Annotated in this window: 16 protein-coding genes; 9 read left to right on the forward strand and 7 right to left on the reverse strand. The window is 69.9% G+C overall.

The features are described from left to right. Positions 1-50 precede the first annotated feature (50 nt). The 3 genes from DAT35_RS24140 to DAT35_RS24150 all read left to right on the forward strand — a co-directional run bounded on the left by DAT35_RS24140 (position 51) and on the right by DAT35_RS24150 (position 6,090). On the forward strand, positions 51-3,068 hold the full coding sequence (locus tag DAT35_RS24140; RefSeq protein ID WP_199242979.1) for a SusC/RagA family TonB-linked outer membrane protein: 3,018 nt from the start codon (positions 51-53) through the stop codon (positions 3,066-3,068). 19 nt (positions 3,069-3,087) lie between these two features. Continuing rightward, positions 3,088-4,446, forward strand: coding sequence for a RagB/SusD family nutrient uptake outer membrane protein (locus DAT35_RS24145; protein ID WP_233261676.1), 1,359 nt, complete (start codon positions 3,088-3,090; stop codon positions 4,444-4,446). A 111-nt stretch (positions 4,447-4,557) separates the two neighbouring features. Beyond that, positions 4,558-6,090, forward strand: coding sequence for an Hsp70 family protein (locus DAT35_RS24150; protein ID WP_108069492.1), 1,533 nt, complete (start codon positions 4,558-4,560; stop codon positions 6,088-6,090). 84 nt (positions 6,091-6,174) lie between these two features. Here DAT35_RS24150 and DAT35_RS24155 read toward each other — a convergent pair whose 3' ends face one another. Then, positions 6,175-7,947 (reverse strand): M20/M25/M40 family metallo-hydrolase, encoded by a 1,773-nt coding sequence (locus DAT35_RS24155; protein ID WP_369946020.1) that lies wholly within the window; start codon positions 7,945-7,947, stop codon positions 6,175-6,177. Between the two features lie 364 nt (positions 7,948-8,311). On the opposite strand from DAT35_RS24155, the gene DAT35_RS24160 reads away from it, so the two are divergent. Together DAT35_RS24160 and DAT35_RS24165 are read left to right on the forward strand one after the other, a co-directional pair. Then, entirely contained in the window at positions 8,312-9,502 is a 1,191-nt protein-coding gene (locus DAT35_RS24160) for a hypothetical protein (protein WP_108069494.1), read from the forward strand. A gap of 17 nt (positions 9,503-9,519) precedes the next feature. Next, a complete protein-coding gene (locus DAT35_RS24165) occupies positions 9,520-9,888 on the forward strand; it encodes a LuxR C-terminal-related transcriptional regulator (RefSeq protein ID WP_108069495.1) in 369 nt (122 codons plus the stop codon). Between the two features lie 6 nt (positions 9,889-9,894). Here DAT35_RS24165 and DAT35_RS24170 read toward each other — a convergent pair whose 3' ends face one another. The 6 genes from DAT35_RS24170 to DAT35_RS24195 are packed head-to-tail and all read right to left on the reverse strand — an operon-like array spanning position 9,895 to position 17,852. After that, positions 9,895-10,845, reverse strand: coding sequence for a DUF4438 domain-containing protein (locus DAT35_RS24170; protein ID WP_108069496.1), 951 nt, complete (start codon positions 10,843-10,845; stop codon positions 9,895-9,897). A 27-nt stretch (positions 10,846-10,872) separates the two neighbouring features. Then, a complete protein-coding gene (locus DAT35_RS24175) occupies positions 10,873-11,976 on the reverse strand; it encodes a hypothetical protein (protein WP_108069497.1) in 1,104 nt (367 codons plus the stop codon). A 45-nt stretch (positions 11,977-12,021) separates the two neighbouring features. Further along, positions 12,022-14,193 (reverse strand): hypothetical protein, encoded by a 2,172-nt coding sequence (locus DAT35_RS24180; protein WP_108069498.1) that lies wholly within the window; start codon positions 14,191-14,193, stop codon positions 12,022-12,024. A 21-nt stretch (positions 14,194-14,214) separates the two neighbouring features. Beyond that, the gene (locus tag DAT35_RS24185; RefSeq protein WP_108069736.1) at positions 14,215-15,522 is read right to left on the reverse strand and encodes a hypothetical protein; all 1,308 of its coding nucleotides are present in this window, start codon (positions 15,520-15,522) and stop codon (positions 14,215-14,217) included. 37 nt (positions 15,523-15,559) lie between these two features. Continuing rightward, a complete protein-coding gene (locus tag DAT35_RS24190) occupies positions 15,560-16,603 on the reverse strand; it encodes a hypothetical protein (RefSeq protein ID WP_108069499.1) in 1,044 nt (347 codons plus the stop codon). Positions 16,604-16,652: 49 nt separating this feature from the next. Further along, a complete protein-coding gene (locus DAT35_RS24195; RefSeq protein ID WP_108069500.1) occupies positions 16,653-17,852 on the reverse strand; it encodes a hypothetical protein in 1,200 nt (399 codons plus the stop codon). A 181-nt stretch (positions 17,853-18,033) separates the two neighbouring features. Between DAT35_RS24195 and DAT35_RS24200 the strand changes: the two genes are divergently transcribed. The 4 genes from DAT35_RS24200 (at position 18,034) to DAT35_RS24215 (ending at position 24,738) form a co-directional block, all read left to right on the forward strand. Continuing rightward, on the forward strand, positions 18,034-18,456 hold the full coding sequence (locus DAT35_RS24200; RefSeq protein ID WP_108069501.1) for an SET domain-containing protein-lysine N-methyltransferase: 423 nt from the start codon (positions 18,034-18,036) through the stop codon (positions 18,454-18,456). Positions 18,457-18,510: 54 nt separating this feature from the next. Beyond that, the gene (locus DAT35_RS24205; RefSeq protein ID WP_108069502.1) at positions 18,511-20,178 is read left to right on the forward strand and encodes an NHL repeat-containing protein; all 1,668 of its coding nucleotides are present in this window, start codon (positions 18,511-18,513) and stop codon (positions 20,176-20,178) included. Between the two features lie 346 nt (positions 20,179-20,524). After that, on the forward strand, positions 20,525-23,467 hold the full coding sequence (locus DAT35_RS24210) for a serine/threonine-protein kinase (protein ID WP_233261677.1): 2,943 nt from the start codon (positions 20,525-20,527) through the stop codon (positions 23,465-23,467). 8 nt (positions 23,468-23,475) lie between these two features. After that, positions 23,476-24,738, forward strand: a complete 1,263-nt coding sequence (locus DAT35_RS24215) for a hypothetical protein (protein ID WP_108069504.1) — start codon at positions 23,476-23,478, stop codon at positions 24,736-24,738. Positions 24,739-24,742: the final 4 nt, after the last annotated feature.

Here is a 24,742-nt window from a genome sequence, read left to right on the forward strand (position 1 = left end):
AGCCCATCCCAGGGGGCCGCTCCATCCGCATCATTTGAGGTGAAGAGCGAATGACGCTGAAACAGGCGTTGATTTCGGGGTGCGCACTCGCACTCCTTTCCGTCGAAGCCAGAGCGCAGCAGGAGGGCACGGCGGCACCGCAGCCCGCCGCGGCGCCCCAACCCGCCGAGCAACAACCGGCCGCCGCTGTCATTCCCGCACCGGCCAACACGCGCAAAATCTCCGGCAAGGTACTGGACGCCCTCACCAATGATGGCCTGCCGCTCACGCGCGTCATCATCAAGGGCACCACCAAGGGCACGGAGACGGAGCTCGACGGCACCTTCTCCCTGGATGTTCCCAAGGGCCCGGTGACGCTGCTCTTCTCCAGCCAGGACCACAAGGACCGCGAGGTCACCGTCGGCGCCAGCCGCAACGACGTGACGGTGTCGCTGGACGCCACCTTCGTCGAGGAGGTCGTGGTGGTGGGCCGCGCCAGTGAGGTAGCCCGCAAGAACCTGGCCAACTCGGTGGCCTCGGTGAACGCCGAGGAGCTCAACCGCGCTCCGGCGGCCACGGTGGACCAGGCGCTCCAGGGCAAGGTGGCCGGCGCCAACATCCAGAGCAACTCGGGCGCTCCGGGTGGCGGCATGCAGCTGAAGCTGCGTGGCGTGTCCACCATCAACGGCTCGTCCGCGCCGCTCTACGTGGTGGACGGCGTCATCATCAGCGACGTGGCCATCGCCTCGGGTGTCTACCAGCTGACCGAGTCCGTGCGCGGCTCCAACCCCGCGGCCACGCAGGACAACCAGGTCAACCGCATCGCGGACCTCAACCCCAACGACATCGAGAGCATCGAGGTCCTCAAGGGCGCGTCCGCGGCGGCCATCTACGGCTCCAAGGCCAGCAACGGCGTCGTCATCATCACCACCAAGAAGGGCAGGGCGGGCGCCCCCAAGGTGGACGTCACCCAGCGCCTGGGCATGTACTCGCTGTCCAACAAGATTGGCTCGCGCCCCTTCACCTCGCGTGAGGACGTGGTGGCGCGCTACGGCGAGAAGGTGGCCGCGCAGTACTGGACGGGCCAGTCCTTCGACCAGGAGGCGCTGCTGGCCGGCCGCAGGGACCTGTCCTACGAGACGCTCGCCAGCGTGAGCGGCACCTCCGGGGATACCCGCTACTTCGCCTCGGCCATGGTGAAGGATGACAAGGGCATCATCGAGAACACCGGCTACCAGAAGCAGTCCTTCCGCCTCAACCTGGGGCAGAAGCTGGGCAGCGACATCGAGGTGAATGCCAGCGCCAACCTCGTCCACTCGCTGGGCAACCGCGGCCTCACCAACAACGACAACACCAACATCACGTACTACATGGCGTTGGCGTCCACGCCGACGTTCATCGACCTGCGCGCCAAGGACGGCATCTACCCCGCCAACCCCTTCGTCTCCAGTACGTCCAACCCGCTGCAGACGGCCGCCCTGCTGAAGAACGACGAGGACGTGTGGCGCCTCCTCGGCTCGGCGGACGCGGTGTGGAACATCTACAAGACCGAGACGCAGAGCTTCAAGTTGCTCGGCAACCTGGGCGTGGACCGCTTCCAGCAGCAGAACAAGCTGTTCTCGCCGAGCACGCTCGCCTACGAGCTGCCGCTGGACGGCCTGCCGGGCACGTCCCTGATGGCCACCAGCGAGGTGCTCAACCTCAACACTGGCGCCAACGTGGTGCACACCTACCGGCCCACCAGCGGGGCGCTGAGCGCCACCACCTCCGCGGGCTTCCAGTACGAGCAGCGCAGCCTGGACACGCTCTACGTCCGCAGCGCCGGGCAGATCGCCGACCAGGAGAACGTGAGCTCCGGCACGCAGATCAACGTGCGCCAGAACCGGCAGCTCGTGCGTGACCGCGGCTTCTACCTCCAGGAGGAGATGCTGCTGCTCAAGGAGCACCTCACCCTGGTGGGCGCCGTGCGCGGCGAGCAGAGCAGCAACAACGGCAACCCCGACCAGCTCTTCTTCTTCCCGAAGGTCGCCGCCGCCTACCGCATCGAGCCCTTCCACCCGGCCATCAACGAGTTCAAGGTCCGCGCCTCGTACGGTGAGACGGGCAACCTGCCCACCTACGGCCAGAAGTACCGGTCCCTGTCCTCCATCAACAACATCGAGGGCTCGCCCGCCATCATCGGCTCCGGCGTGGCCGGCTCCAAGGACATCCGCCCCGAGCGCCAGCGCGAGGTGGAAGCCGGCGTGGACGCCATGCTCTTCAACGGCAACGCCGTGGTGGAGTTGACCGTCTACCAGCGCAACATCTCCGACCTGCTGCTGCAGCGCACCCTGGGTGGCTCCAGCGGCTTCACCACCGAGTTCACCAACGGCGGTTCGCTGCGCAACCGCGGCGTGGAGGCGATGCTCCAGGTCTCCCCGGTGCGCAACACCGACTGGGACTGGACCTCCAACCTCACCTTCACCCTCAACCGCAGCACGGTCACCTCGCTGCCCGAGGGCCCCTTCAACGTCCCCGTCTTCGGCACCAGCCTGGGCGAGTTCCGCCTCCAGGAGGGCGCCAGCGCCACGCAGATCGTCGGCGACGTGGTGCAGGCGGACGGCACGACGGTGCTCAAGAAGATTGGCGACACGGAGCCGGACTTCCGCATCGGCTTCGGTAACACGGTGAAGTGGAAGGACCTCAGCCTGTCCTTCCTGCTCGACTGGCAGCAGGGCAGCGACGTCATCAACCTGACCCGCTTCCTCTACGACGCCAACAAGAACTCGGCGGACTACACGACCAAGGGCGCGGCCCGGCAGAAGGAGTGGCTGACCAACGCCTCCGTGTACGTGGAGGACGCCACGTTCCTCAAGCTGCGTGAGGTGACGATCAGCTACAACCTGCCCCAGGAGTGGGTGACCAAGATTCCGGCGGTGAAGACGGGCCGGCTGAGCATCAGCGGCCGCAACCTGCTCACCTTCACCAAGTACTCCGGTCTGGACCCCGAGGTGAGCAACTTCGGCAACCAGGCCATCGCCCGCAACGTCGATGTGGCCCCCTTCCCGCCCAGCCGCAGCTTCTGGACGTCGCTCGATGTGGGGTTCTAGGACCATGAGGATTCGCGACATGAAGAAGATGACGAAGGTGGCCCTGGCGCTGTGCGCCACGATGGGGCTCGGCGGGTGCGGAGACCTGACGGTTCCGGACCTGAACAACCCCAGCGTCGAGTCGTTCGAGCAGACCCCCACGCGCACCGCCGTGCTCAACGCGTCCACGGGTCTGCTCATCGGCACGCGCGCGGGTATGACCAACCAGAACGGGTACGTGGCCCTGATGGGCGTGCTCGGCCGCGAGGGGATCGTGCTGGACTCGGCGGACCCCCGCTACGTCGGCGAGATGCTGCAGGGTGTCGGGCTCAATGGCGGTAGCCCGGCCTTCGGCGGCAACTTCTGGAACGCGCCCTACGCCAACATCCGCAACGCCAACACGCTGCTCAACGCCCTGGAGAAGGTCAACGGCGTGAGCGACGCCGAGAAGCAGGCCATCCAGGGCTACGCGAAGACGATCCAGGCCCTGGACTTCCTGGTCATCATCAACACCCGGGACACCGACGGCGCGCCCATCGACGTGAACCGCCCGTTCGGCAGCGAGCTGGCGCCCATCGTGTCGAAGCCGGAGGTGCTGGCCCACATCCGCAAGCTGCTCGACGAGGCCAAGGAGCACCTGAAGGCCGGTGGCGACAAGTTCCCCTTCCCGCTCAGCAGCGGCTTCACGGGGTTCGACAAGCCCGCCACCTTCCTCAAGTTCAACCGCGCGCTCAAGGCCCGGGTGGACGTGTACAGCGAGAAGTGGGAGGACGCGCTCACCGACCTGTCCGAGTCCTTCCTCGACACGGACGCCTCGCTGGACCTGGGCGTGTACCACGCCTTCAGCACCGGCTCCGGTGACGTGAAGAACACGCTCAACGGCCCCAACATCTACGCCAACAGCGTCCTCCTGGCGGACGCGCAGAAGCAGAAGGATGGCACCAAGCTGGATGCCCGCGTGCTGCGCAAGGTGGCCACCACGGACAAGCCGGGTGAGCTGCCGGGCTTCACCACGCCGTACGACCTCGTCTTCACCCAGTACAAGGCGGACACGGCGCCCATCCCCATCATCCGCAACGAGGAGCTCATCCTCCTGCGCGCCGAGGCCAACATCCGGCTGGAGAAGTACATCGCCGCCAAGGTCGACCTCGACTTCATCCGGGACTACTCGGGCAACCTGCCCCTGTCGGAGGAAGTGCTGAACGGCGAGGCCGCCATCAACGAGCTGCTCTACCAGCGCCGCTACTCGCTGCTCTTCGAGGGTGGTCACCGGTGGATCGACATGCGCCGCTACGGGAAGCTGGACCAGCTGCGCCGGGAGGACCCCGAGGGCATGGACTTCAAGGTCCACAGCCACTTCCCCATCCCGAAGTCCGAGCTGGACGCGCGCAACAAGTAGTCTCCCGGTGACGGGAGCGGAGCCCCCCCAAGGTTCCGTTCCCGCCCTCCGGGTCCTGGCGGACGGGCACCCAGGCGGTGCCCGCCCGCTCCGGGTACAGTGGGCCCCCCCATGAGCGGCCCCATCCTCGGCATCGACTTCGGCACGACCAACACGGCAGCGGCGTTCTTCGACCGCCAGGGAAAGCTCAAGCTCGTCCCCGTCTCGGAGAAGAACTTCATCCTCCCCTCCGTGGCCTGGTACCACGCAGCGGACAAGGCCATCGTCGGCCCCGCCGCGCGCCGGCAGATCATCGACGACCCGCGTCACACCATCTTCGGCAGCAAGCGCTTCCTCGGGCGGCGCTTCCAGTCCGAGTACGTGCAGCGGCACCACGAGCGCTTCGCCTTCAACCTGGTGGAGGGCCCGGACGGCTACTGCGCCGTGAAGGTGTACAACCGGGTGACGCCGCTCAACGAGGTGGCGCACTTCATCCTCCGGCATACGCTCACGCTGGCCAACCACGCCGCGGGCGAGCCGTTCTCCGAGTGTGTGCTCACCGTGCCGGCCCACGCGAGCATCCGCCAGCGCGAGGCGGTGCGCTACGCCGCCGAGCGCGCGGGCCTCAAGGTGCGCGCCATCATCAACGAGCCCACCGCTGCGGCGCTCTACTACGCCAACCTGCGCAGCCCCGAGCAGACGGTGATGGTGTTCGACCTGGGCGGAGGCACCTTCGACGCCACGCTCATGTCCGTGCGCAACCGGGTGGTGAAGGTGCTCGCCACCGGGGGTGATGCCTTCCTGGGCGGCGCCAACTTCGACGAGTGCATCGTCGAGCACCTGGCGGAGGAGTTCCACCAGCAGCACGGCGTGGACCTGCGCGGCAACAAGGTCGTCATGCAGCGGCTCGTCTTCGCCGCCGAGTCCGTGAAGATTCAGCTCTCCCGGGCCGAGGTGGCGGACATCCGCGTGCCCTGCATCGCGCAGGGGCCGGACGGCGGCTTCCTGGACTTCCAGTTCCGCCTCACCCGCAAGCGGCTGGAGGAGATGAGCTCGCGGCTCATCGAGCGCACCGTGTCCGCGTGCGACGACGTGCTGGAGCGCGCGGGCCTGAAGGCGGACCAGGTGGACGAGCTGGTGCTGGTGGGCGGCCAGACGCGCATGCCCGCCATCCGCGAGCGCCTCTCCCACTTCCGCCGCTTCTCCTCGGAGAAGGACGTGCACCCGGAACTGGGCGTGGCCGTGGGCGCCGCCATCCTCGGCCGCAACCTGGCCCGGCCGGGCGGCACCGGCCTCATGGACGTGGTGCCCATGCCCCTGAGCGTCATGCTCCCCGGCGGCGCCACCCACGAGGTCATCCCCGCCAACACCCCCGTGCCCTGCCGCAAGTCCGTGGCGCTCGAGGGGCTGCCGCCCGGCTCCACCCCCGTCCCCGTGCTCGTCTTCGAGTCGCTGGACACCACCAGCGTGGAGCGCGAAATCCTCGGCACCCTCCAGGTGGGCCCCGAGTGGCGCTCGGGCGGCGTCGCTCCCCGGCTCGAGCTGCACATGGGACAGGACTTCGTGCTCAAGGCCTTCCTCGTCACCCCCGACGGGCGCCTCGTCCCCGCCCCCATCGCCGACGCGAAGCCTCAAATGAAAGCGCCCCGGGCCGCGGCGTCTTGAGCCACGGCTCCGGGGCGGGGTCTCAACCCGGGGCGAGCACCTCGCTCACCCCGGCCCTCTCACGAGTGGAGAGGGGCTCCTGGCTCACTGCACCGAGAAGACCAGGTCGTCGTGGTCGTCGTACCCGCCCGAGCTGCACGGGGACGCCATGCCGTTGTAGCGGAAGTTCGCGCGGATGGCCTGCAGGCTCCCCGTGGGCAGCGTGTACGTGGCGGAGATCGTCTGCGACCCGGTGCCGCTCGGGCTGTACGTGCCGATGAGCGTCCACGTCGGGCTGTTGGCATTCGCCGCGTAGTACAGGTCCAGCTTGTCCGTCGAGGCGGAGTAGGACCACACCGTGGCCTCGATCGTCACCTGCTTGCCCGCGGCCAGGTTCGTCCCGTCCGTGGTGCTGATCTTGAGACGCTCGTTCGATTCGTCGGACTGGTAGGCGCCCGAGGTGCCATCCGCGCAGGTGGCGTTGATGGTGTTGGGCTTGTTCACCTCGGGACCCAGGGCGGCGCGGCCGGTGAGCAGCGCGCCCGAGTCGCAGCCCGCGCCCGCCGCGGCGCACTTGGGCGCCTTGAGCGTCGCGTCGAAGGTGGCGGTGTTGATGGTGCCGCCACCCGAGCCTCCGCCCGTCGGCGGCGGGGTGTTGCCCGTCGTCGCGCCCTTGGCCACCTCACCCAGGAAGGCCACCGCGAGCTGGGCGAACTTCACCGAGTTGTTCGCGTTGCCGCCCATGAACGACAGGGTGTCGCCCGTGGTGTGGATCTTCGGGTTGTCCGTCGTCATCGTCGCCTCGAAGGGCATCGTGGACGGGAAGCCGTACTTGTTCCACGAGGCATGGTCCGAGCACGCGTAACCGCAGGTGATGTTGGTGTAGGTCGTCCCCGCCGGCAGGTACGTGGAGATGAGGTTGACGGTGAGGGCGTTCAGCGAGGCGTTGGTGTTGTCCGTCACCAGGCCGAAGTCGTAGCTGGAGCCCTTGTAGTTGGTCATGTCCAGCTGCAGCACGCCCACCACGTTCACCGCGTTGGTGCTGTGCCACTTGGCGATGGCGTCCGAGCCGTACAGGCCCACCTCCTCGCCAGCGTAGGCCATGAACTTCACCGTGCGCGCCGGCTTGTAGCCATTGGCCACGGCCACCCGGAAGGCCTCGGTGATCGAGGCCACGCCCGAGGCGTCATCGTCCGCGCCCGGCGCGGCGCCGGTGGAGCTGCTCTGGTTGATGGAGTCCAGGTGCCCGCCGAGCACCACCACCTCGTTGGGCAGCGTGGTGCCCGTGATGGTGGCGATGACGGACGGCTGCAGCCAGGTGTGCGTGAAGAGAGCCACCGAGATGTCGGTGCGCCCGTTGGCGATCGTCGTCCACTGGGTCTTCAACCAGTTGGCCGCATCCGCGCCCGTCTGCACGTTGTAGCGGCGCGTCGTCCAGTTCGTCGACAGCGAGTTGATGGTGTTGCGGATGTTGAGCTCCTGCACTCCGCCCAACATCGCGTTCACCGACGGACCGTTGTTGATGTTGTAGGTGATGAGTGACGCCAGGGACTGCTGCGGGGCGCTCACGCGCTCCACTTCCGCCAGGGCCTTCTCCTCCGAGTCGTGGGTGAGGAAGCCCGCGCACCGGTTGAGCTTGTCGTGCATCACGCCCGCGAGCTTCTCGATCTGCGACTCGCGGATGCGCAGCGCCGCCACGCCGCCCTTCTCACGAGCCGATTCCGGCAGCTCCACTCCCAGGCTCTTGAACGACGAGCGCACCGTCGGCAGCGCGTCCGTGCCGATGGTGATCCATACCTCCTTGTCCGTCGGGGGGGCTTCCGCGAACGCGGGTGCGGCACATGCGAGCCACACGGCGACCGTTCCGAACTTCGTCATTCCCATACGCTTCTCCTCGGCGCTGGTGCTTCTTGTGGGGGGGGGCTTCCTGAACCGGACCTCTCCGGTTCCCGGGAAAGGCAGACTAATCCGCCAACACGAGAACTTATTGCACGGAGGGCATGGTCGGAAATAACCTTGAGTGTCGGATCTCAGATGGGGGCGCACGGCTCCCCGGAGCACTACCCCGAATGGGGGGCTGGCCACGGTTGCGCCCTGCGGCCATCCTCCTTTCGAGAGCGGCTCATGCCGCCACGCGGCAATCCTCTGGAGGTCAACTCCACCTCCCCCCTCCGGGGCAGGATGCCGTCCGTCAGCGACACCCTACGTTCGGCGAACGTTCCCTCTCCGGTGGAGGTTCGCCGTGTCCGCCCACGACTCCGAGCGCAAGCGCGCGCGTCCCCCTGTCTCGTCCCGAGGCATCGAAGCCCTCCTGGAGCGATGGGTCTCCGACCTGGAGCGCGAGGACCCCTGGTCGGAGACGCGCTCGGGAACGCCGGGCCCGCCCAACCGCGCCAGCCCTGAGCAGCCACTGCCGCCCCTCGAGGAGGAACCCGCGCCTCCCAGGCTGAAGGTGCCCGAGCAGCCCGAGCTGGAACCCTCCGAGGTCCCCCAGGCCGCCCCTTCCAGGGCCGTCCCCCCTCGAGAGCCCAGGACGAGAGCGGCTCCAGCGAGGGAGCCGGAGAGGGGCAAGGCCGCAAGCGCCGCCCGCGCGGAGATTCGCGTCCACGGTCCCCTGGTCACCTTCCCATGGGACGACGTCCAGGTGGTGCTCGGGCGCAAACAGGAGCGGCTCCTCCACCGGGGAACCGTGGCCGTGCGAGGACCATGTGCTCCCTCTCGCGAGGAGATGGTGCGACTGGGGCTGACCGGGGCCCAGGCGCTCGCGCTGGAGTTCGTCCTCGCGTGGTTCGGCTCGCCCTTCGACGCGGTGGATGGTGACCACCCCGGCGGGGATGGGCCGAGCTGGGGTGCGTGGCCGCTCTCGGGCGAGGCGCTCGTCCGGGCCCTGGCGCGCTGGAAGCGGCGCGACCCCACCTCCTTCGAGGCGAGCCTCGGCAGGTTGGGCATCGACGCCGTCGAGGAGGGCCAGGAGCCACCTGCCCTGTCCGTCCTGGACACGGAGGGACAACCGGTGGGCGGGCACGAGGCACTGGCGCTCCTCTCGGATGACGTGCGGCTGTTCGCGGCGCTCGCCCGGGCGGGCCGGGAGCGAAGTGCGCAGCTCGCGCAGCTCGAGTGCATCATCGAGCACTCGCTCCACCCCGCGCTCACCCAGGCGGAACGCGGCACGGAGTCCCCGGCTCCCGCTGGAGAGCTGTTCCCCACGCCGCGCGCGCTCGCCCTGCTGCTGCACGCGGAGCTGCGGCTGGGCCGCCGGGGAGCCACGCGGTTCGCGGCGCTCGCCCGGGAAGAGGCGGGCAAGACCGGCGGCGTTGAGCGAGCCGGACACCGTTTCGCCTCCTCGCTCCAGTCCGCCGGCCGCTCCCGCGAGGCCTCCGAGGTGAGGCGGCTCCTGTCATCTCCCGAGCTGGCCGTGACACCGGTCCCGTAGTCCGTCCAGAGCGTCCCATGCGTCCACCGCTGACTCCCGGAAGCCACGTGCTGCTCATCCTCCCGGAGCCGTCCGGTGCGCTCCCGCCGGAGAGCGCCCAGGGTCCGGCCGGAGAGCTCATCCTCGAGGGCCGCCGCTACCACCTCGTCCCCGCTCCCACCGAGGCCCCGACCACACCGCCCGCGTCCGGCCTCCTCACCACACGTGAGCTTCAGATCGTCTCGCTGGTGGCCGCGGGCCGGGTGAACAAGGAGATCGCCTCCGCGCTGTCAATCAGCGTGTGGACGGTCTCCGCGCACCTGCGGCGCATCTTCGCCAAGCTCGGCGTGGACACCCGCGCGGCCATGGTGTCGCGCTGCTTCGGGTCCACGCCGGAACGGCGGTGAGCACCCTCAGTGGGGCAAGTCCCGCCGCAATCCCAGGACCCGCGCGAGGTTGGCCCCGGGCTCGCGCACGAGGTGGAAGCGCGACCTCGGCCCCATCAGCAGGGGCGTCACCCCCGGGCCGTGTCCCGCCACCTGGCTGTCGGTGTGCACCACTACGCCCACCGTCACCGCGTCCGGGCGCCGCGTGGGACCGAAGCTGTAGTCCAGCGGGCAGATGGCCACCAGGTCCCCCAGCCGCAGCGAGCCCAGCCGGAAGCGGCGGACCAGCCCCGCGTCCGAGAGCTGGATGTCCAGGTCCCCCAACACGCCCTCGGAGCGCCCCAGGCCGGAGCCCATGAGCTGCGACGGGACGATATGGGTGATGGGGATGTGCAGCCGGCGGCCCTCGGCGCTCACGCCCCAGCGCCGCAACAGCCGCGGTGACAGGTTGAGCGCGCGCACGTCCGGGTAGTCCGGCAGCGACAGCCCCTGGCCGTACCCGTCGATCTGGATGCGGTCCCCGATGCCGAGCCGCTGCTTCACGTCCGGCGCGAAGTCCACGATGACGTGGTTGATGCCCCCGTGCTTGCCCACCACCGAGCCCACCGCGCCCGCGGCGGCCCCGGACATCACCCGCGCCCGGTTGCCCACGCACGAGTAGAACATCAGCGCCCGGTTGGGGCCGTCGCGGGGGCCCACCACCTCGCGGCCGTTGTTGTGGAGCGACACGCCCGCCTCCACGTGGTCGCCCGCGAGCCCCACCGCCCGGTCTCCCACGCGCCGGTTGAGCACGATGCCGCCGCTGCCCGGCACCAGGCGCAGCACCCCGTCCCGCCCGATGCGGTAGGGCGTCGCCCTCACGATGGGGTGGGCCACCTGGCCCGCCACCGCCACTGCCACCAGCCGGTCCACGTTGGTGCGTGGCTCACCCCGAGCGCGGGTGCCGGGCTCGATGACGGGAAATTGCGCGATGTCCATGGTGGGAGTCCCTGGCTGGGGTGAAGGTCACGGAGCGGCCTGGAGCGCGGCGGCGGCGCTCGGCAGACCGAGCGTCTTGCGCAGCGTCGGTGTCACCCCGCGGAAGGAGGCTCCCTCGGGCGTCATACGGTACGCGGCGATCCACTCCTCGGCCACCGGGCCCAGCGGCGACACCTCCGTCTGGAAGTCGTGGAAGTCGCGCGTCTTGAACGGGTTGTCCGCCACGAAGTTGAGCAGCAGCCGCCCCGCATCCGCCATCTTCGAGCGCTGGGAGATTTCGCCCGTCCCGCCCAGGTAGCGGTTGGAGACGACCTCGATGACGTCCCACTTGGTGTTGGCGTCGAAGGACTTCTTGATGTCCGGCGACTCTAGCGTGTCGAGGATCGTCTTCAGGTACTCGCCCACTTCCACCGTGAGGGCCAGGATGTTGCCATAGGTGGCACGGTCCAGCTGCCACCGCATGTCCGTGCCCAGGCGCTGGATGGTGGCCTGGCTGGCGAAGGGCCGCTCATTGAGCGTCTGTGAGCCGCGGATGACCTCGCCAATCAGCAGGTCGCGGAAGTACTGGGCGATGGCGGCCACGAAGGCGACGAACTCGCGGTGGAAGTTGCGGAACACCACCGCGCCCCGAGGTGCCGTCAGCCGCCCGTAGTTGAAGGCACGCCGGTACGCGAGCTGCCGGTCGCGCGGCTTGTAGCGCAGCGGCTGGTGCTTCTCGAGCAGGTACAGCGCCCGGGCACCCGGCCCTCGCTGAATCTTCATGCGGCCTTCGTGGAAGAGGCGCAGCAGCACCCCCGCCACCTGGAACACCTTCATCCGCTCGTGCTGGTAGATGTAATAGAGCTCCGACGCCGCGTGGAGCTGCGTCTGGATGACGGACTCGTCGAAGTCCTGGACGAGCACCGGCTTGCTGATGTTGTCGAAGGACGGCGGCCCGCCCTTGCCCAGACCGATGAGGTCGGAGAAGAGCGACGCGGTGTTGCCGTCCGCCGCGCGGGCGAGCAGCTCCTCCTCGCGTTGCTGGAGCTGCCGCTGCAGCGCTTCCCGCTGCTCGGGCGGGACCTGGGTGAGGACGTCGCGCTTCCACTGCGCGAAGAGACGTTGAAGGGCTTCGGATGTGCCGAGACTCATGGCGTGTCACCTGATTCTTTCGCGTTGACGGATGAGAGGCCCCTGTCAGTGCTTGAGGGGACCCGCGCCGACGCCGTGCCGGGCCCCCGTCGCCTGCTTCTTTCCCTTCCCCCGGGGACCCTGTGGGCGGCCCCTCCTCCGCGAGGGTTTCGGAGGCTCGCTCTGGAGTGCCAGCAGGGACTGCTCGGCCCGCTCATGCGCCTGCTGAGCCTGCGCGAGCCGCTCCTGCGCCTGGGAGAGCTCCTGCTTGCAGCGCTCGAGCTCCTCCTGGGACGAGGATGCGCTGACGGCCGGCGGCACCTTCCACGACCCTCCACCCGAAGTATCTCCGGGCCCCGTGGTCGGAGGCTTGCTGTCCCCTCCGCCACCCGGTGGGACGGAAGGGCCCGGCGGCTCGGGCTTGGGCCTGAACGGCGATGCCCTCAACTCCTCCGCGTCCGCGATCCGGATCAACGAGATGCGCGGGTCGTCCGGCACCTCCGGGGCTCGGTTGAGGTCCGACAGCGCGGTGGTTCTCGCGAAGTCGTAGAGCGAATCCGTCACCTCCAGCAGCGCCGCCCGGCTCGGATTGGGGGGAGACAGCTGCAGGGCCAGCGCCTTCCACTCGGCCTCCAGGGAACGCTGCTCCACCAGGAACTGATCCGGATCGGCCACCGGCAACGGCTTGCGCTTCTTGAAGGTGCCCTTGGAGGTGCCGAGCAGTTCCGCGGCCAGCGTCGTGAGCTGGCCCTGGAGCTGCTGGGCCGTGTCATCCATCGCGGCCAGGAGCTCCGGCTGGGCTCCAGCCCTCGGCCTCGCCCGGAGCGTCGTCGCCGGGGGGGCTGTCAGCACCCCGGACTTCGCCAGGTGGTCGAGCACCTGTCCATAGAGGGACGCGCGGAGCTCCTCGGGACCCGGGACCTCCGGCAGACCGCTGCCCAGCAGGTACAGGTCGATGGCCCGGTCCAGGTCGTAGAGCACCCGGTCGAGCTTCACGGACCAATCCCAGTCCAGCGGATCGAAGTTCGGATCCGAGTAGAGGGCCTCCAGCTTGGTGGCGATCTCGAAGCGCTGCTGGATGAGCACACGCACCGCCTCGCGCCCCTCGGGGTCCGGACGGCCGATCTGCGCCACCGCGAACGGGAAGGGAATGGCGAGGTCCAACAGACGGTTGTTGGCCCCCGGCGAGGCGAATGCCGTGATGAAGAGGTGCAGCGCCTGGACGAAGGCGCTCAGCGGCGCGGAGGCGGCCCGGGACGCGGGACGCCCCACCACCCCCGCCAGCATGTCCGAGGCCACGGCCCGCAGCCGCTTGAGCTGGACGAGCTCGATGGGCGCCGTGGCGGCCAGCTCGTGGAGGAGCTCGGGCTGGCTCTGCTGCTCCACCCGGTCCAGCAGCACGTCCAGCAGCCGCGCCATGGCCTCGGGCTGGACGAGTGAGCGCAGATCCTGCTGTCCCTGCGCCGCCAGCTCGGTCAGCAGTCTCCCGTAGGACGACTCCCCGTCGCCCCAGTCCGCGGAGTCCTCCGTGCTGATGGAGGTGAAGCGCTCGAGCGAGGAGATGAGTGCCTCGCGCCGCCGCCGCAAGTCCTGCAGCGTCACCTCGAAGATGGCGCCACCCTCGGAGAAGCCCGCCCGGAAGAGCGCCTCGCCCACGCGCACGCGCAGCACCATGCCGGCTTCATCCAGGGTGGTGGCCAGGCGCCGGTACTCCAGGCGCAGGTCCGGGTTGATGATGCCCACCATGCGCGCCACGCGGGCGTAGTCGCTCAGCTTGCGCACCGAATAGAAGGCCCGGTCGCGCCGCAACGGGTCCGCCCCCAGCACGGCCGCGTCCATGCCCTCGCCCCACTCGGCCAGCACCGCGTCCCGCCACCCGGCGAGCGCCCCCTTGAAGTCGCGGTTGGAGGGATGCGCCATGACACAGGCCAGGTCTCCCGCCAGCGCCTCGCGCACCTCGCCGGCCCGCTGCGCGCCCGCCGTCGCGCCCAGGCCGTCCATGCCCACCACCGGCAGCTCCGGCTGGGTGTTGAAGCGGATGGAGACGCCCTGCTTCTCCTCCTCCAGGCGCGCCGCCGCCGCGGGGTAGCGCTTCTGCAGCGCGCTCACCACCGCCTCGGGGTCCGTGGCATCCGATACGCCCAACTGCCGGCGCAGGAACTCCTCGAATCTCGTCTTCGCCGTCGCCGCCAGCTCCAGAGATGTGTTGGCGCTGCGACCCTTCGTGTTGTCGTACATCTTCCGTCCCCCTGAATCTCTCTATGCGGCGATGAAGGCCTCCGGACGCGGCAGCATCACCGTGTCCCGGGAGCCGTGGTGTGCGAGCCTCTCCAGCACCGTCCTGGAGATGTCCTGGGCCGAGGCCAGGCCCCGCTCGAGCGCCTCGCGGCTGGCACTCACCACGAAGCGCGGCGGCAACCCCGCGGGCAGGCGCCCCTGGCCGAGCCCCCGGGCGGCCTGGAGGATGCGCTGCTGGTCCTCGTGGGTGAAGGGCACCACGTCCACGAGCGCGTGCTGGGCCAGGCCGCGCCGGGGTTGGTAGGCCACCTCGTCCACCACGTGGGGAATCACCCGGGCGGCCGTCTCCAGCAGCCGCCTGGGAATCCGCGCCCGCGCCAGGTGTCCGCTGTAGAGCCGGAACCAGTTGTCCCGCACCGTGCGCGCCCGCTCGGGGAAGCCCATCCGCCGCAGCATCTCCGCCTGGATGAGCACCCGCACGTACGGCGTGGGGTGCACGCTCAGCGGCTGGAAGGTCAGCACCCGCGCGGGCGGGTAGGCCAGGAAGTCCTTCATGGACTGGACCGACGCGGGCCCGCCCAGCAGGCACGCCACGAGGTCCGCGAAGATCTCCTTGTGCCAGCGCCCCCACACGCGCGTGAGCCAGGGATCGTGCGTGACGCCCAGCACCCGGCGCTGCAGGGCCTGCTCCGTCTCGTTCCAGATGCCCAGGTCCGCCTGCAGGTTGTGGCCGATTTCATGGAGGATGACGCCCATGCCCCAGGGCGCCTCGATGCGCTCGTAGGGGACGCGGATGAGCGGGAAGGGATTGCGCTCGCCGAGCAACCGGCGCAGCAACACCCCGCGCCGGAAGGTGGCCGGCGAGAAGCTGTGCTCCAGGTAGGTGATGGGCTTGAGCAGCGGCGGGCCGAGCAGCCCGGGCGCCGTCCGCCGCACCACCTGGAAGCAGTCCGCGGCGATGACGTCACAGGCCGCCAGCGCCGGCGCGAAGCGCGTCCCCCGCTGGCTGAAGACGTCGAAGAAGAGGCCAAAGGCACGGCGGGCGCGGTCGATCTCCCGCTCGACGAGGGCCGTGCTCCGCAACACCCGCTGGGGACGGAGCCGGGGCCGGCCCGACTCCTCGGCCACACGCGCGAGCGCGTGGCGGACGGACCGGTCGATCTCCCCCAGCCGCTCGTTGGCGGCGGCGAAGTGGGCGGCGGAGGGCGCATAGGGCACGTCTTGAGGCCGGATGCCCACCTCGCGCGGTGTGAGGGAGCACAACCTCCCCGCCCGGAAGGCGATGTTCCGGATCTTCGCCCGCAGGAACTGGCTCAACGCGTCCGCCATGGGCACCACCCCTCTCCCTCCGCCCGCTTCCGCTCACTCACCTCACGATGATGCGCACCGGCCCACGCAGGGTGACGGTGCGCAGACCGCCCCGAGGCCGGGTCCCGTACCCGCCGCCCACGGGACGGCCCTGCGGCCGCCGGGTGGGGCGACGAACACCGGCCTGCGCGCGCAGCCGCCGCGCCGCCGGGTTGGGCCGGGCCAACCGCCGCACCGCACGAGGGCTCTGCACGACCCGGCTTCCCACGCGGCGCAACATGCGCGGCACCGCCGTCGGGCTGGCCCCCTGCTCACGCACCATGCGAGTCACCTGGCGCACGATGCGCGTCACCGCGGGCAGCGCACGGGCCCCGTAGCGCTGGACGATTTGCCGGGCGATGCGCGTCGTCATCCGGCCCACCACGCGGCCGAGCTGCCGCACCTGACGCGACTGCTGGGCCCGGCGCGCGGGCGAGATGGTGGAGCGGACGACGTTGCGCGCCGCCAGCCCGCCGAGCACCGTGGTGAAAGCATCCAGGTCCTCGTCGCTGGCGTAGTCCGCCGCCGCGTCCGCGAAGGCATCCATGGCGTCCGCCTGGAGCAGCCCGGCGAGGGTGCGGCCGATCTCCTGGCCCGCGACGCCGCCAAGCTGGGGCGCCGCCTGGCGCAGCAGCCGGATGCCGATGGGGAGCGCCCGCCGGCCGATGCGCCGCAGCGTGGGGCCGGCCACCCGGGACACCTGGCGGATGGCACCCGTCAGGCGCCGGAGGAACTCGTCCTCGTCCTGCGAGTCCATGGCCTGGGCGAAGGCGTCCTCGAGCGCCTGGGCCTCGTCGGCCTCGAAGCCTTCACCTTCGAAGCCCTCGCCCTCGAAGCCTTCTTCCTCGAAGCCCTCGCCCTCGAGCCCCTCGGCCTCGAAGCCTTCCTCCTCGAAGCCTTCACCCTCGAAACCTTCTTCCTCGAAGCCCTCGGACTCGAAGCCCTCACCCTCGAAGCCCTCGCCCTCGAAGCCCTCCTCCATGCCCTCTTCCCCCTCGGCCATCAGGTCGGACATGCCGTCCGCTCCGTCCGAGAACTCCTCCTCGAAAGGCTGCTGCTGCATCGATGCTCCTCCTCGTCAGGGAAACTGCGGTGGAATGACCGGACCTGGCCTAGGCCTGCTGGACCGCCTGGCGGATGCTGGCGGCGCCAAGCCGGGCGACGGGCACGCGGCGGAGGACCTGCTGGCGGACCGCCACCCGCTGCGCGGCCGTGCGCGGGTCGACGGCACCGAGGCCCGGCGAGTGGGCCGCCTGGGCGAGCACCCGCCGGCATACGGCCCGCACCACCCGGGGGATGAGGGTCAACGCCTGCTGGGGATCTCTGCGGCGCAGCTGCAGGGCGGCCCGCTGGGCGATGCCGCGCATGAGGCGCAGGCGCTGCCCGGCGCTCCCCGGCACCTGGAGGGCGGCGCGCATCAGCGTCTGCTCCGTGGCGCGGGAGCGCGAGCGGAGCACGCCCTGGGAGGCGGCACCGAGCGGCGTCCCCGGACGCACCGCCTGTCGGCATACCACGCGCGCCGCGAGGCCCGCGCCCATGGGGAGAGCCACGGCCGGAGGCACCTGCCGTGCGTCCGCCATGTCGGCGAGCGCGTCCAGCGCGGCGTCATCGTCCGCCCCATCCGCGCCCAGGATGGAGGAGGCAATCCGTCCCCCCACGCCGGGAACGAGCCCGCCCACGGCGCCGGCCAGCGCACCGCGCAGCCCGCGGCCTTCCAGCAGCCCCTGCGCGGCACCGATGCCCGCGGAGATGACCCGCCCCCACGGCCCGGCGACTCCCGCCACGCGCTGGATGATGGGCAGGGCGCGGCGCAGCAGGGGCGCGGCCCGGCGCAGCAGGGGCGCGGCGACCCGGCCCACGGTCCTCGCCACACGGCCGGCGGTGCGGGCCACACGGCCCACGGTGCGCACCGCGCCGCGGACGCCCCGGGCGATGCGCCGGAAGAAGGCCTCGGCGTCATCGGCGTCCATGGACTCGAGCACGAAGGGGTTGAGCCCCCGGGCGAGCACCACCGCCGCCGGCCCGCTCACCAGGCGGGGGGCCTGGCCTGGCAGGTACAGCCCGCTGGCCTCGTCCTGTTCGAAGCCCTCGAAGCCGTCCAGATCATCGAGCCCCTCCTCGAAGAGGTCCTCCTCGGCGAACATCTCGGAGTATCCGTCCGCCTCCTCCTCGAACCCGTCGAGATCCCCGAGCTCCTCGGCATAGGCCTCCATCTCCTCGAAGGCATCCGCCCACTCGTCGCTCTCCAGGAAGGCGTCCAGGCCTCCCTCGGATTCGAAAGCTTCCCCGGACAGGAAATCGGCGCTGGCCATGGCTCCCCCGCTCCACCCACAGGCTGTGGCTTGCGGTCGGCAAGGTGCGCTGGACACCAGACCCCAGGCAGTCGCACATTCGTGGTAGCACACGCGCACGGGCCGGGCCGCGCAGAGGTCTTCCCCAAAATCCTGCTTCGCCAGGATTCGCCTTCCCCGGTACCGCGACAAGGTCTCAAGGATGCAGGCAGGTGAGCCGCTCTTCGTTCATCCGGGTTTGAAGGTCCGACCGTGCGAGTGGGGCTACGGCGTCTTCGCGGACGAGCCCATCCCCGAGGGCACCATCCTCGAGGAGTGCCACTACCTCAAGGTGCCCTTCCGCTCGGTGCGCAACTCGACGCTCTCGGACTACGTGTTCAACATCGAGTGGGGTCCACACGAGGAGGACCAGGGCGGCGAGTGGGTGGCGATCGTGATGGGGTTCGGGATGATCTACAACCACTCGCAGGAGCCCAACGTGTCGTACTACCGGGGCTTCCAGAAGGGGGCGGCGCCCAAGGACGTCTTCACGTTCTACGCGCTGCGTGACATCGAGGCCGGCGAGCAGCTGTGCATCAGCTACGGCGAGAACTGGTGGAAGACGCGCGGCCAGGACATGCCCTGAGCCGGCGGTGGGTCCGCTTGTCCCTCGCTCGGAGCCCGTGACATAAACCGGGGCATGCGCATCGGTCGTCTCGGTCTCTTGGGTGTGGCCATGCTGGTGGCCGCGTGTGGTGAGAAGGAGTTCCGCATCGGAGGAACGATCAGCGGGCTCTCGGGCGGTATCACCCTCCAGCTCAACGGGCAGGAGACGCTGGCCCGCGACGCGGACGGGCCCTTCACGTTCGAGACCCGAGTCAAGGACGAGGGCACCTACGCGGTGACGGTGACCAGCGCGCCCGCCGAGCAGGACTGCACCGTCGAGGGCGGAACGGGGAAGGTGGCCGGCGCGGACGTGAGCTCGGTGCAGGTGCGCTGCGGGACGAAGACGTACACGCTCGGGGGCACGGTGGAGGGCCCGGACGGGACGCTCGAGCTGGGCCTGGGTAGCGAGACGCTCCGGGTCACCACGAATGGCCGCTTCACCTTCACGACGAAGCAGCCGAAGGGCAGCACGTACTCGGTGGCCGTGCGCACCCAGCCCTCGAACCAGCGCTGCAGCGTGTCGGACGGGAGCGGCACGGTGACGGGCAACGTGGAGGGCATCTCGGTCCGGTGCGTCTACTGGTACGCGCTGGACACCTTCCAGGCCGCCAACAGGGTCCTCGGCCAGGCAGACTTCACCAGCAAGGCACCGGACCGGGGCGGGGCCACCGGCGCCAACACCCTGCGCAACCTCCTGGGCAACCCGGCGCTCGCGGGAGGGCGGCTCTACGTCCCGGACTCGGGCTCCAACCGGGTGCTCGGATTCAATGGAGTGCCAGCGACCGACGGTGCGAGCGCGGGTTTCGTCCTCGGGCAGGCGGACTTCGCGGACTCCGAAACCGGTACCGGGCAGAGCGGCCTGGGCAACCCGGAGGGCCTCTCCAGTGACGGCACCTGGCTGGCGGTGGCGGACACGCGCAACAGCCGCGTCCTCCTCCACACCTCGCTCCCCGCCAGCACCGGGGCCACGCCGGCGCGGGTCCTCGGACAGCCGGGCTTCGACACCACCGCGTTCGGGTGCGCACGAACCTCGCTCGCCTTCCCGGAGGACGTGTTCATCGGCCGGGGCAAGCTGCTCGTGGCGGACAGCGGCAACAACCGCGTCCTCGTGTGGAACACCCTCCCCACCACGAATGGGGCTCCGCCGGACCTCGTCCTCGGGCAGCGGGACTTCACCTCCTGCACCGAGAATGACGCGGACGACAATGACACACGGGACAGTACCCCCGGCGCCACCACCCTCTGGAATCCCACGGGCGTGTGGACGGACGGCACCCGCCTCGTGGTGGCCGACAGCTACAACAACCGCGTCCTCATCTGGAACAGCTTCCCCACCACCCACGGTCAACCCGCGGATGTGGTCCTGGGCCAGCCGGACTTCGCCTCTCGCGCCCCGGCCCTCACCTCGACCGGGATGAACACGCCCTACACCGTCGCCTCCACCGGGTTGCAACTCTTCGTGGCCGACAGCCAGAACCACCGGGTCCTGATCTGGAATGCGCTTCCCACCACCCACGCAACCCCAGCGGACGCCGTGCTCGGCCAGCGCGACTTCACCCACGCGGAGACGCGGGATCCACCCACGGGCACCACCCCGAGCGCTCACAGCCTCAACCAGCCGGGTGGAGTGCTCCTGGCCTGGCCCCACGTGGTGGTGTCGGACTACGGCAACAACCGGCTCCTCGTGTTCGGGAGCCACTGACACGGGCCTGAGACAGACCTGAGACATGCCCTTCCGCCCGCCCTGTCCTCCGGGGCCGGGAAGGGCACGCGCGCGCCCACACCTCGCCCCGCCCACCACCGATTCCCGGAGGATGCGGCCTGTCCCAGGAGTCACGCACTATCGGTTCTCCACCGTCCATGTATGATTACAACCAGTGGTGGGGAAAAAAGGGCGTGACACCAAAGCTTCACGATCGGAAGCGGCAGGTGGGACCCCCTTACCGCGCCCCCTGCCCGTGAGTGCTTCGTAAGGACGTGGCCGGATGAAGAAGAACGAAGCGGCTTTGAACTGGCCCCCAGCTACCCCCGTGGCGATGGGAGGTTCCATGGCGGAAGAGCTTGACGAGCGGACGATGGCCGCGGACGTGGAGTCCCTCTTCACGTCCCCTCCACCGGAGAAGTCGCAGTCCAACACCTGGGAGAAGTCGCAGCCCAACACCTGGGATGGGCCGTCGGGGTCGGGCAACACGGGCCCCGGAGAGCCCGGCCAGGAGCTCAAGCCCGGCATGCGCATCCAGCACTACGAGCTCATCCGCGAGCTCGGCAGTGGAGGCATGGGCACCGTCTTCCTGGCGCGTGACACCCGGCTGGGCCGGCGCGTAGCCATCAAGTTCCTGCACACCCAGGACGCGGACCTCACCAAGCGCTTCATCCTCGAGGCGCGGGCCACGGCGCGCTGCAGCCACGAGAACATCGTCATCATCTACGAGGTCGGCGAGTCCCACGCGGGCCCCTTCATGGTGCTCGAGTACCTCCAGGGCCAGCCGCTGATGAAGGTGATGGGCAGCCAGCGCCTGCCGCCCACACGAGCCGTGGAATTGATTGTCCCGGTGGTGCGAGCGCTGGCGTGCGCCCACGAGCAGGGCATCGTCCACCGCGACCTCAAGCCCGAGAACATCGTCGTGACGGACTCGGGCGGCATCAAGGTGCTCGACTTCGGCATCGCCAAGGTGCTCCAGGGCGACGAGCCCAACGAGGGGCTGCTGCACCAGGTCAACGGCAAGCCGCACCTGCCCTCCGTCGAGGAGCTGGGAGAGGACGTCTCCAACCTCACGCGCCGCGGCGCCATCATGGGGACGATGACGTACATGTCCCCGGAGCAGTGGGGCATCGGCGTCCCCATCGACCACCGGACGGACATCTGGGCGGTGGGCATCATGTTGTTCCGGATGATCGCCGGCAAGCACCCGTTGGACCCGCTGCGCGGCCCGCAGCTCATGGTGACGGCGATGCTGGACGAGCCGATGCCGCGCCTGCAGAGCGTGGTGCCGGACGTGCCGCCGGACCTGGCCGCCGTCATCGACCGGTGCCTGCTCAAGCCCAAGGACCAGCGCTTCCCGGACGCGCAATCGCTGCTGCGCGCCCTGGAGCCCTTCCTGCCGGGGCGCTACAGCCGCGAGCTGCGCATCGACGAGAGCCCCTACGCCGGCCTCAGCTCCTTCCAGGAGGCGGACGCGGACCGCTTCTTCGGCCGCACGCGGGAGATCGCCGCGCTGGTGAACCGCATCAGCGACCGGCCGCTGCTGGCGGTGGTGGGCCCCTCGGGCACGGGCAAGTCCTCGTTCGTGCGCGCGGGCCTGGTGCCCGTGCTCAAGCGCTCCGGCACGGCCTGGGAGTCGCTCGTCATCCGGCCCGGACGCAACCCACTGGCGGCGCTGGCCAGCATCGTGGCACCTCTCATGAGTTCCTCGACCACCATCGAGGAGGACATCCAGGAGCAGCAGCGGCTCGTGGAGCGGCTGTACAACGAGCCTGGCTACGTGGGCAGCGTGCTGCGCAACCGGGCCCGGCGCGAGCGCCGCAAGATTCTGGTCTTCGTCGACCAGTTCGAGGAGCTCTACACGCTGGTGCCGGACGCGAGGGAGCGCCTGGCCTTCACGGCGTGCCTTGCGGGCATCGCGGATGACGCCACCTCGCCCATCCGCGTCATCCTCTCCATCCGCTCGGACTTCCTGGACCGGGTGCCCGAGGACGAGCGCTTCATGGCCGAGCTGAGCCAGGGCCTCTACTTCCTGTCCTCGCCCAACCGCGAGGGCCTGAGAGACGCGCTGGTGCAGCCGGCGGAGATGGCCGGTTACCGCTTCGAGACTCCCGCGATGATCGACAACATGCTCGAGCATCTGGAGTCCACGCAGGGCGCGCTGCCGCTGCTGCAGTTCGCCGCCACGCAGCTGTGGGAGGCGAGGGACGCCTCGCGCAAGCTGCTCACTGAAAGCGCCTACCAGTCGATTGGAGGCATCGCGGGAGCGCTCGCCAGCCACGCCGACAGCGTGCTCGCGGGCCTGTCCAACGCGGAGCGCACGCTGGTGCGCGCGCTCTTCCTGCGGCTCGTCACCCCCGAGCGCACGCGCGCCATCGTCTCCCTGGACGAGCTGCGCGAGCTGACGAAGGACTCGGGGGAGATGCAGCGGCTCATCGACCACCTGGTGCAGGCGCGTCTGCTCGTCGTGCAGACGGGAGGCGGCGCCACGGGCGCGACGGTGGAAATCGTCCACGAGTCGCTGCTGCACAGCTGGCCCACGCTGCGGCGCTGGCTGGACGAGGGGCAGGAGGACGCGGGCTTCCTGGAGCAGCTGCGCAACGCGGCCCGGCAGTGGCAGGCCAAGAGCTTCGACGACAACCTGCTGTGGCGTGGAGAGATGGTGGAGGAGGCGCAGCGCTTCCAGCGCCGCTTCCGCGGGGAGCTGCCGCAGCTCCAGCAGGACTTCCTCGAGTCCGTCTTCGCCCAGGCGAAGAAGGGCAAGAGGCTGAGGCGGGCGCTGCTCATCGGCGCCACGACCTTCCTGGGACTGCTGGTCATCGCGGCGGCGGTGGCGCTGGTGGTCATCCGCAACGCGCAGCGGGAGGCCGAGCGACAGGCGGAGGTGGCCCTGAAGGCGGAGTCCGTGGCGCGCACCGCCGAGGTGACAGCGCGCAGCGCGGAGACGGAGGCGAAGCAGCGCCTGGCCGAAGTGCAGGCCAAGGAGCTGGAGCGCCAGAAGGCGCAGCAGGCGGCGGAGGCGGCCAACGCGCAGGTGGCGCTCACCAACGATGAGCTGCTGCGCAAGAACGACGAACTGCTGTCGGCACTGGAGCGGGCCCAGGAAGCGCAACTGCGCGCCAAGGGCGCCAAGAGACGCGCCGAGTACAGCGCGATGGAGGCACGCCAGGCCAAGGAAGAAGCCATCAAGGCGGCGGAGAGTCTCGCCAACCTGCTGCGCCGCGAGCAGGAGCGCGTGCAGCGCCTGCAGTCGCAGCTCGGCAGTCCGGTCATCGAGGTGCTGAAGTGAGAAGGGTGATGAACACGTCCAAGATCGCTCTCACCGTGTCGGCGGCGCTCCTGGCGCTGTGGACGGGGCCAGCGGAGGCGGCCCTGAAGCCGCGCACCCAGCAGAAGACGGCCGCCACCGTGCGGAAGGCCGCCAAGAAACAGCCCGGCTCCAAGCTGACGGGCACGAAGCAGCGGGGCCGCTCCAAGCAGAAGCCCGGCGCCGTGGAGGAATCCGCGCCCGAGGACTCCAGCTCCGAGCTCTCCACCCATGACGGAGATGCGCCCGTCTCCGCGCCGGGACCCACCGCTGGAGCACCCGCGCTGGCCCCTGCGTCGCCCACCGCCCCGCAGCCGGCGGACGCCGCGCCCGAGGTCCTCGGGGATCGCCCCTGGGCCAAGGGCGTGTCGAAGGCGCAGCAGGATGCCGCGATGGCACTCTTCCAGGCCGGCAACCAGCTCCTGAAGGAGTCCGTCTTCGTCAAGGCCGTCGACAAGTACCGCCAGGCGCTCGCGGCCTGGGACCACCCGGCCATCCACTACAACCTGGCGCTGGCGTTGATGAACCTCGACCAGCCCGTCGAGGTGCACGAGCACCTGGTGGCGGCGCTGCGCTATGGCGCCGACCCCCTGGAGAACGAGAAGTTCGAGTACGCGCGCAACTACAAGACGCTCACGGAGCGGCAGCTCGCCCGGGTGGACATCACCTGCGACACGCCGGGCGCCACCGTGACGATGGATGGCCAGCCCCTGTTCGTGGCCCCCGGCCGCTACGCGGGGCTGGTGCGCCCCGGCGCGCACAGCATCGTCGCCACGAAGCAGGGCTACCTGCCCAGCGACCAGAGCCGCACGCTGCTGCCCGGCGAGACGACGACCCTCCAGCTGAAGATGTTCACCTCCGAGGACCTCATCCAGTACCGCAGGAAGTGGCCCTCGTGGATGCCCTGGCTGGTGGCGGGCGCGGGATTGGCCGTGGGCGCGGGCAGCAGCTACTTCCACATGCAGGCCCGCAACGACTTCCGCGTCGTCGATGCGGGCGTAACGGAGTGCGGCGGCTGCTTCCTGACGCCGAACCTCAACGCCAACCTCAACCGGGGCAACACCTACCAGACCCTGGCCTATGGCGGGTACGCCCTCGGCGGGGCCGCGCTGCTCACGGGCGCGGTGCTCGTCTACTTCAACCAACCCCAGCCCATCCGCGTCGACCCCAACCAGAAGAAGGTGGAGGTCGTGGGTGTCGCGCCACTGGTTGGCCGCGGCACGGGCGGTCTCCTGACCTCGTTCCGTTTCTGAGATG

This window comes from Vitiosangium sp. GDMCC 1.1324 (genome assembly GCF_003044305.1).
Taxonomy (GTDB): domain Bacteria; phylum Myxococcota; class Myxococcia; order Myxococcales; family Myxococcaceae; genus Archangium.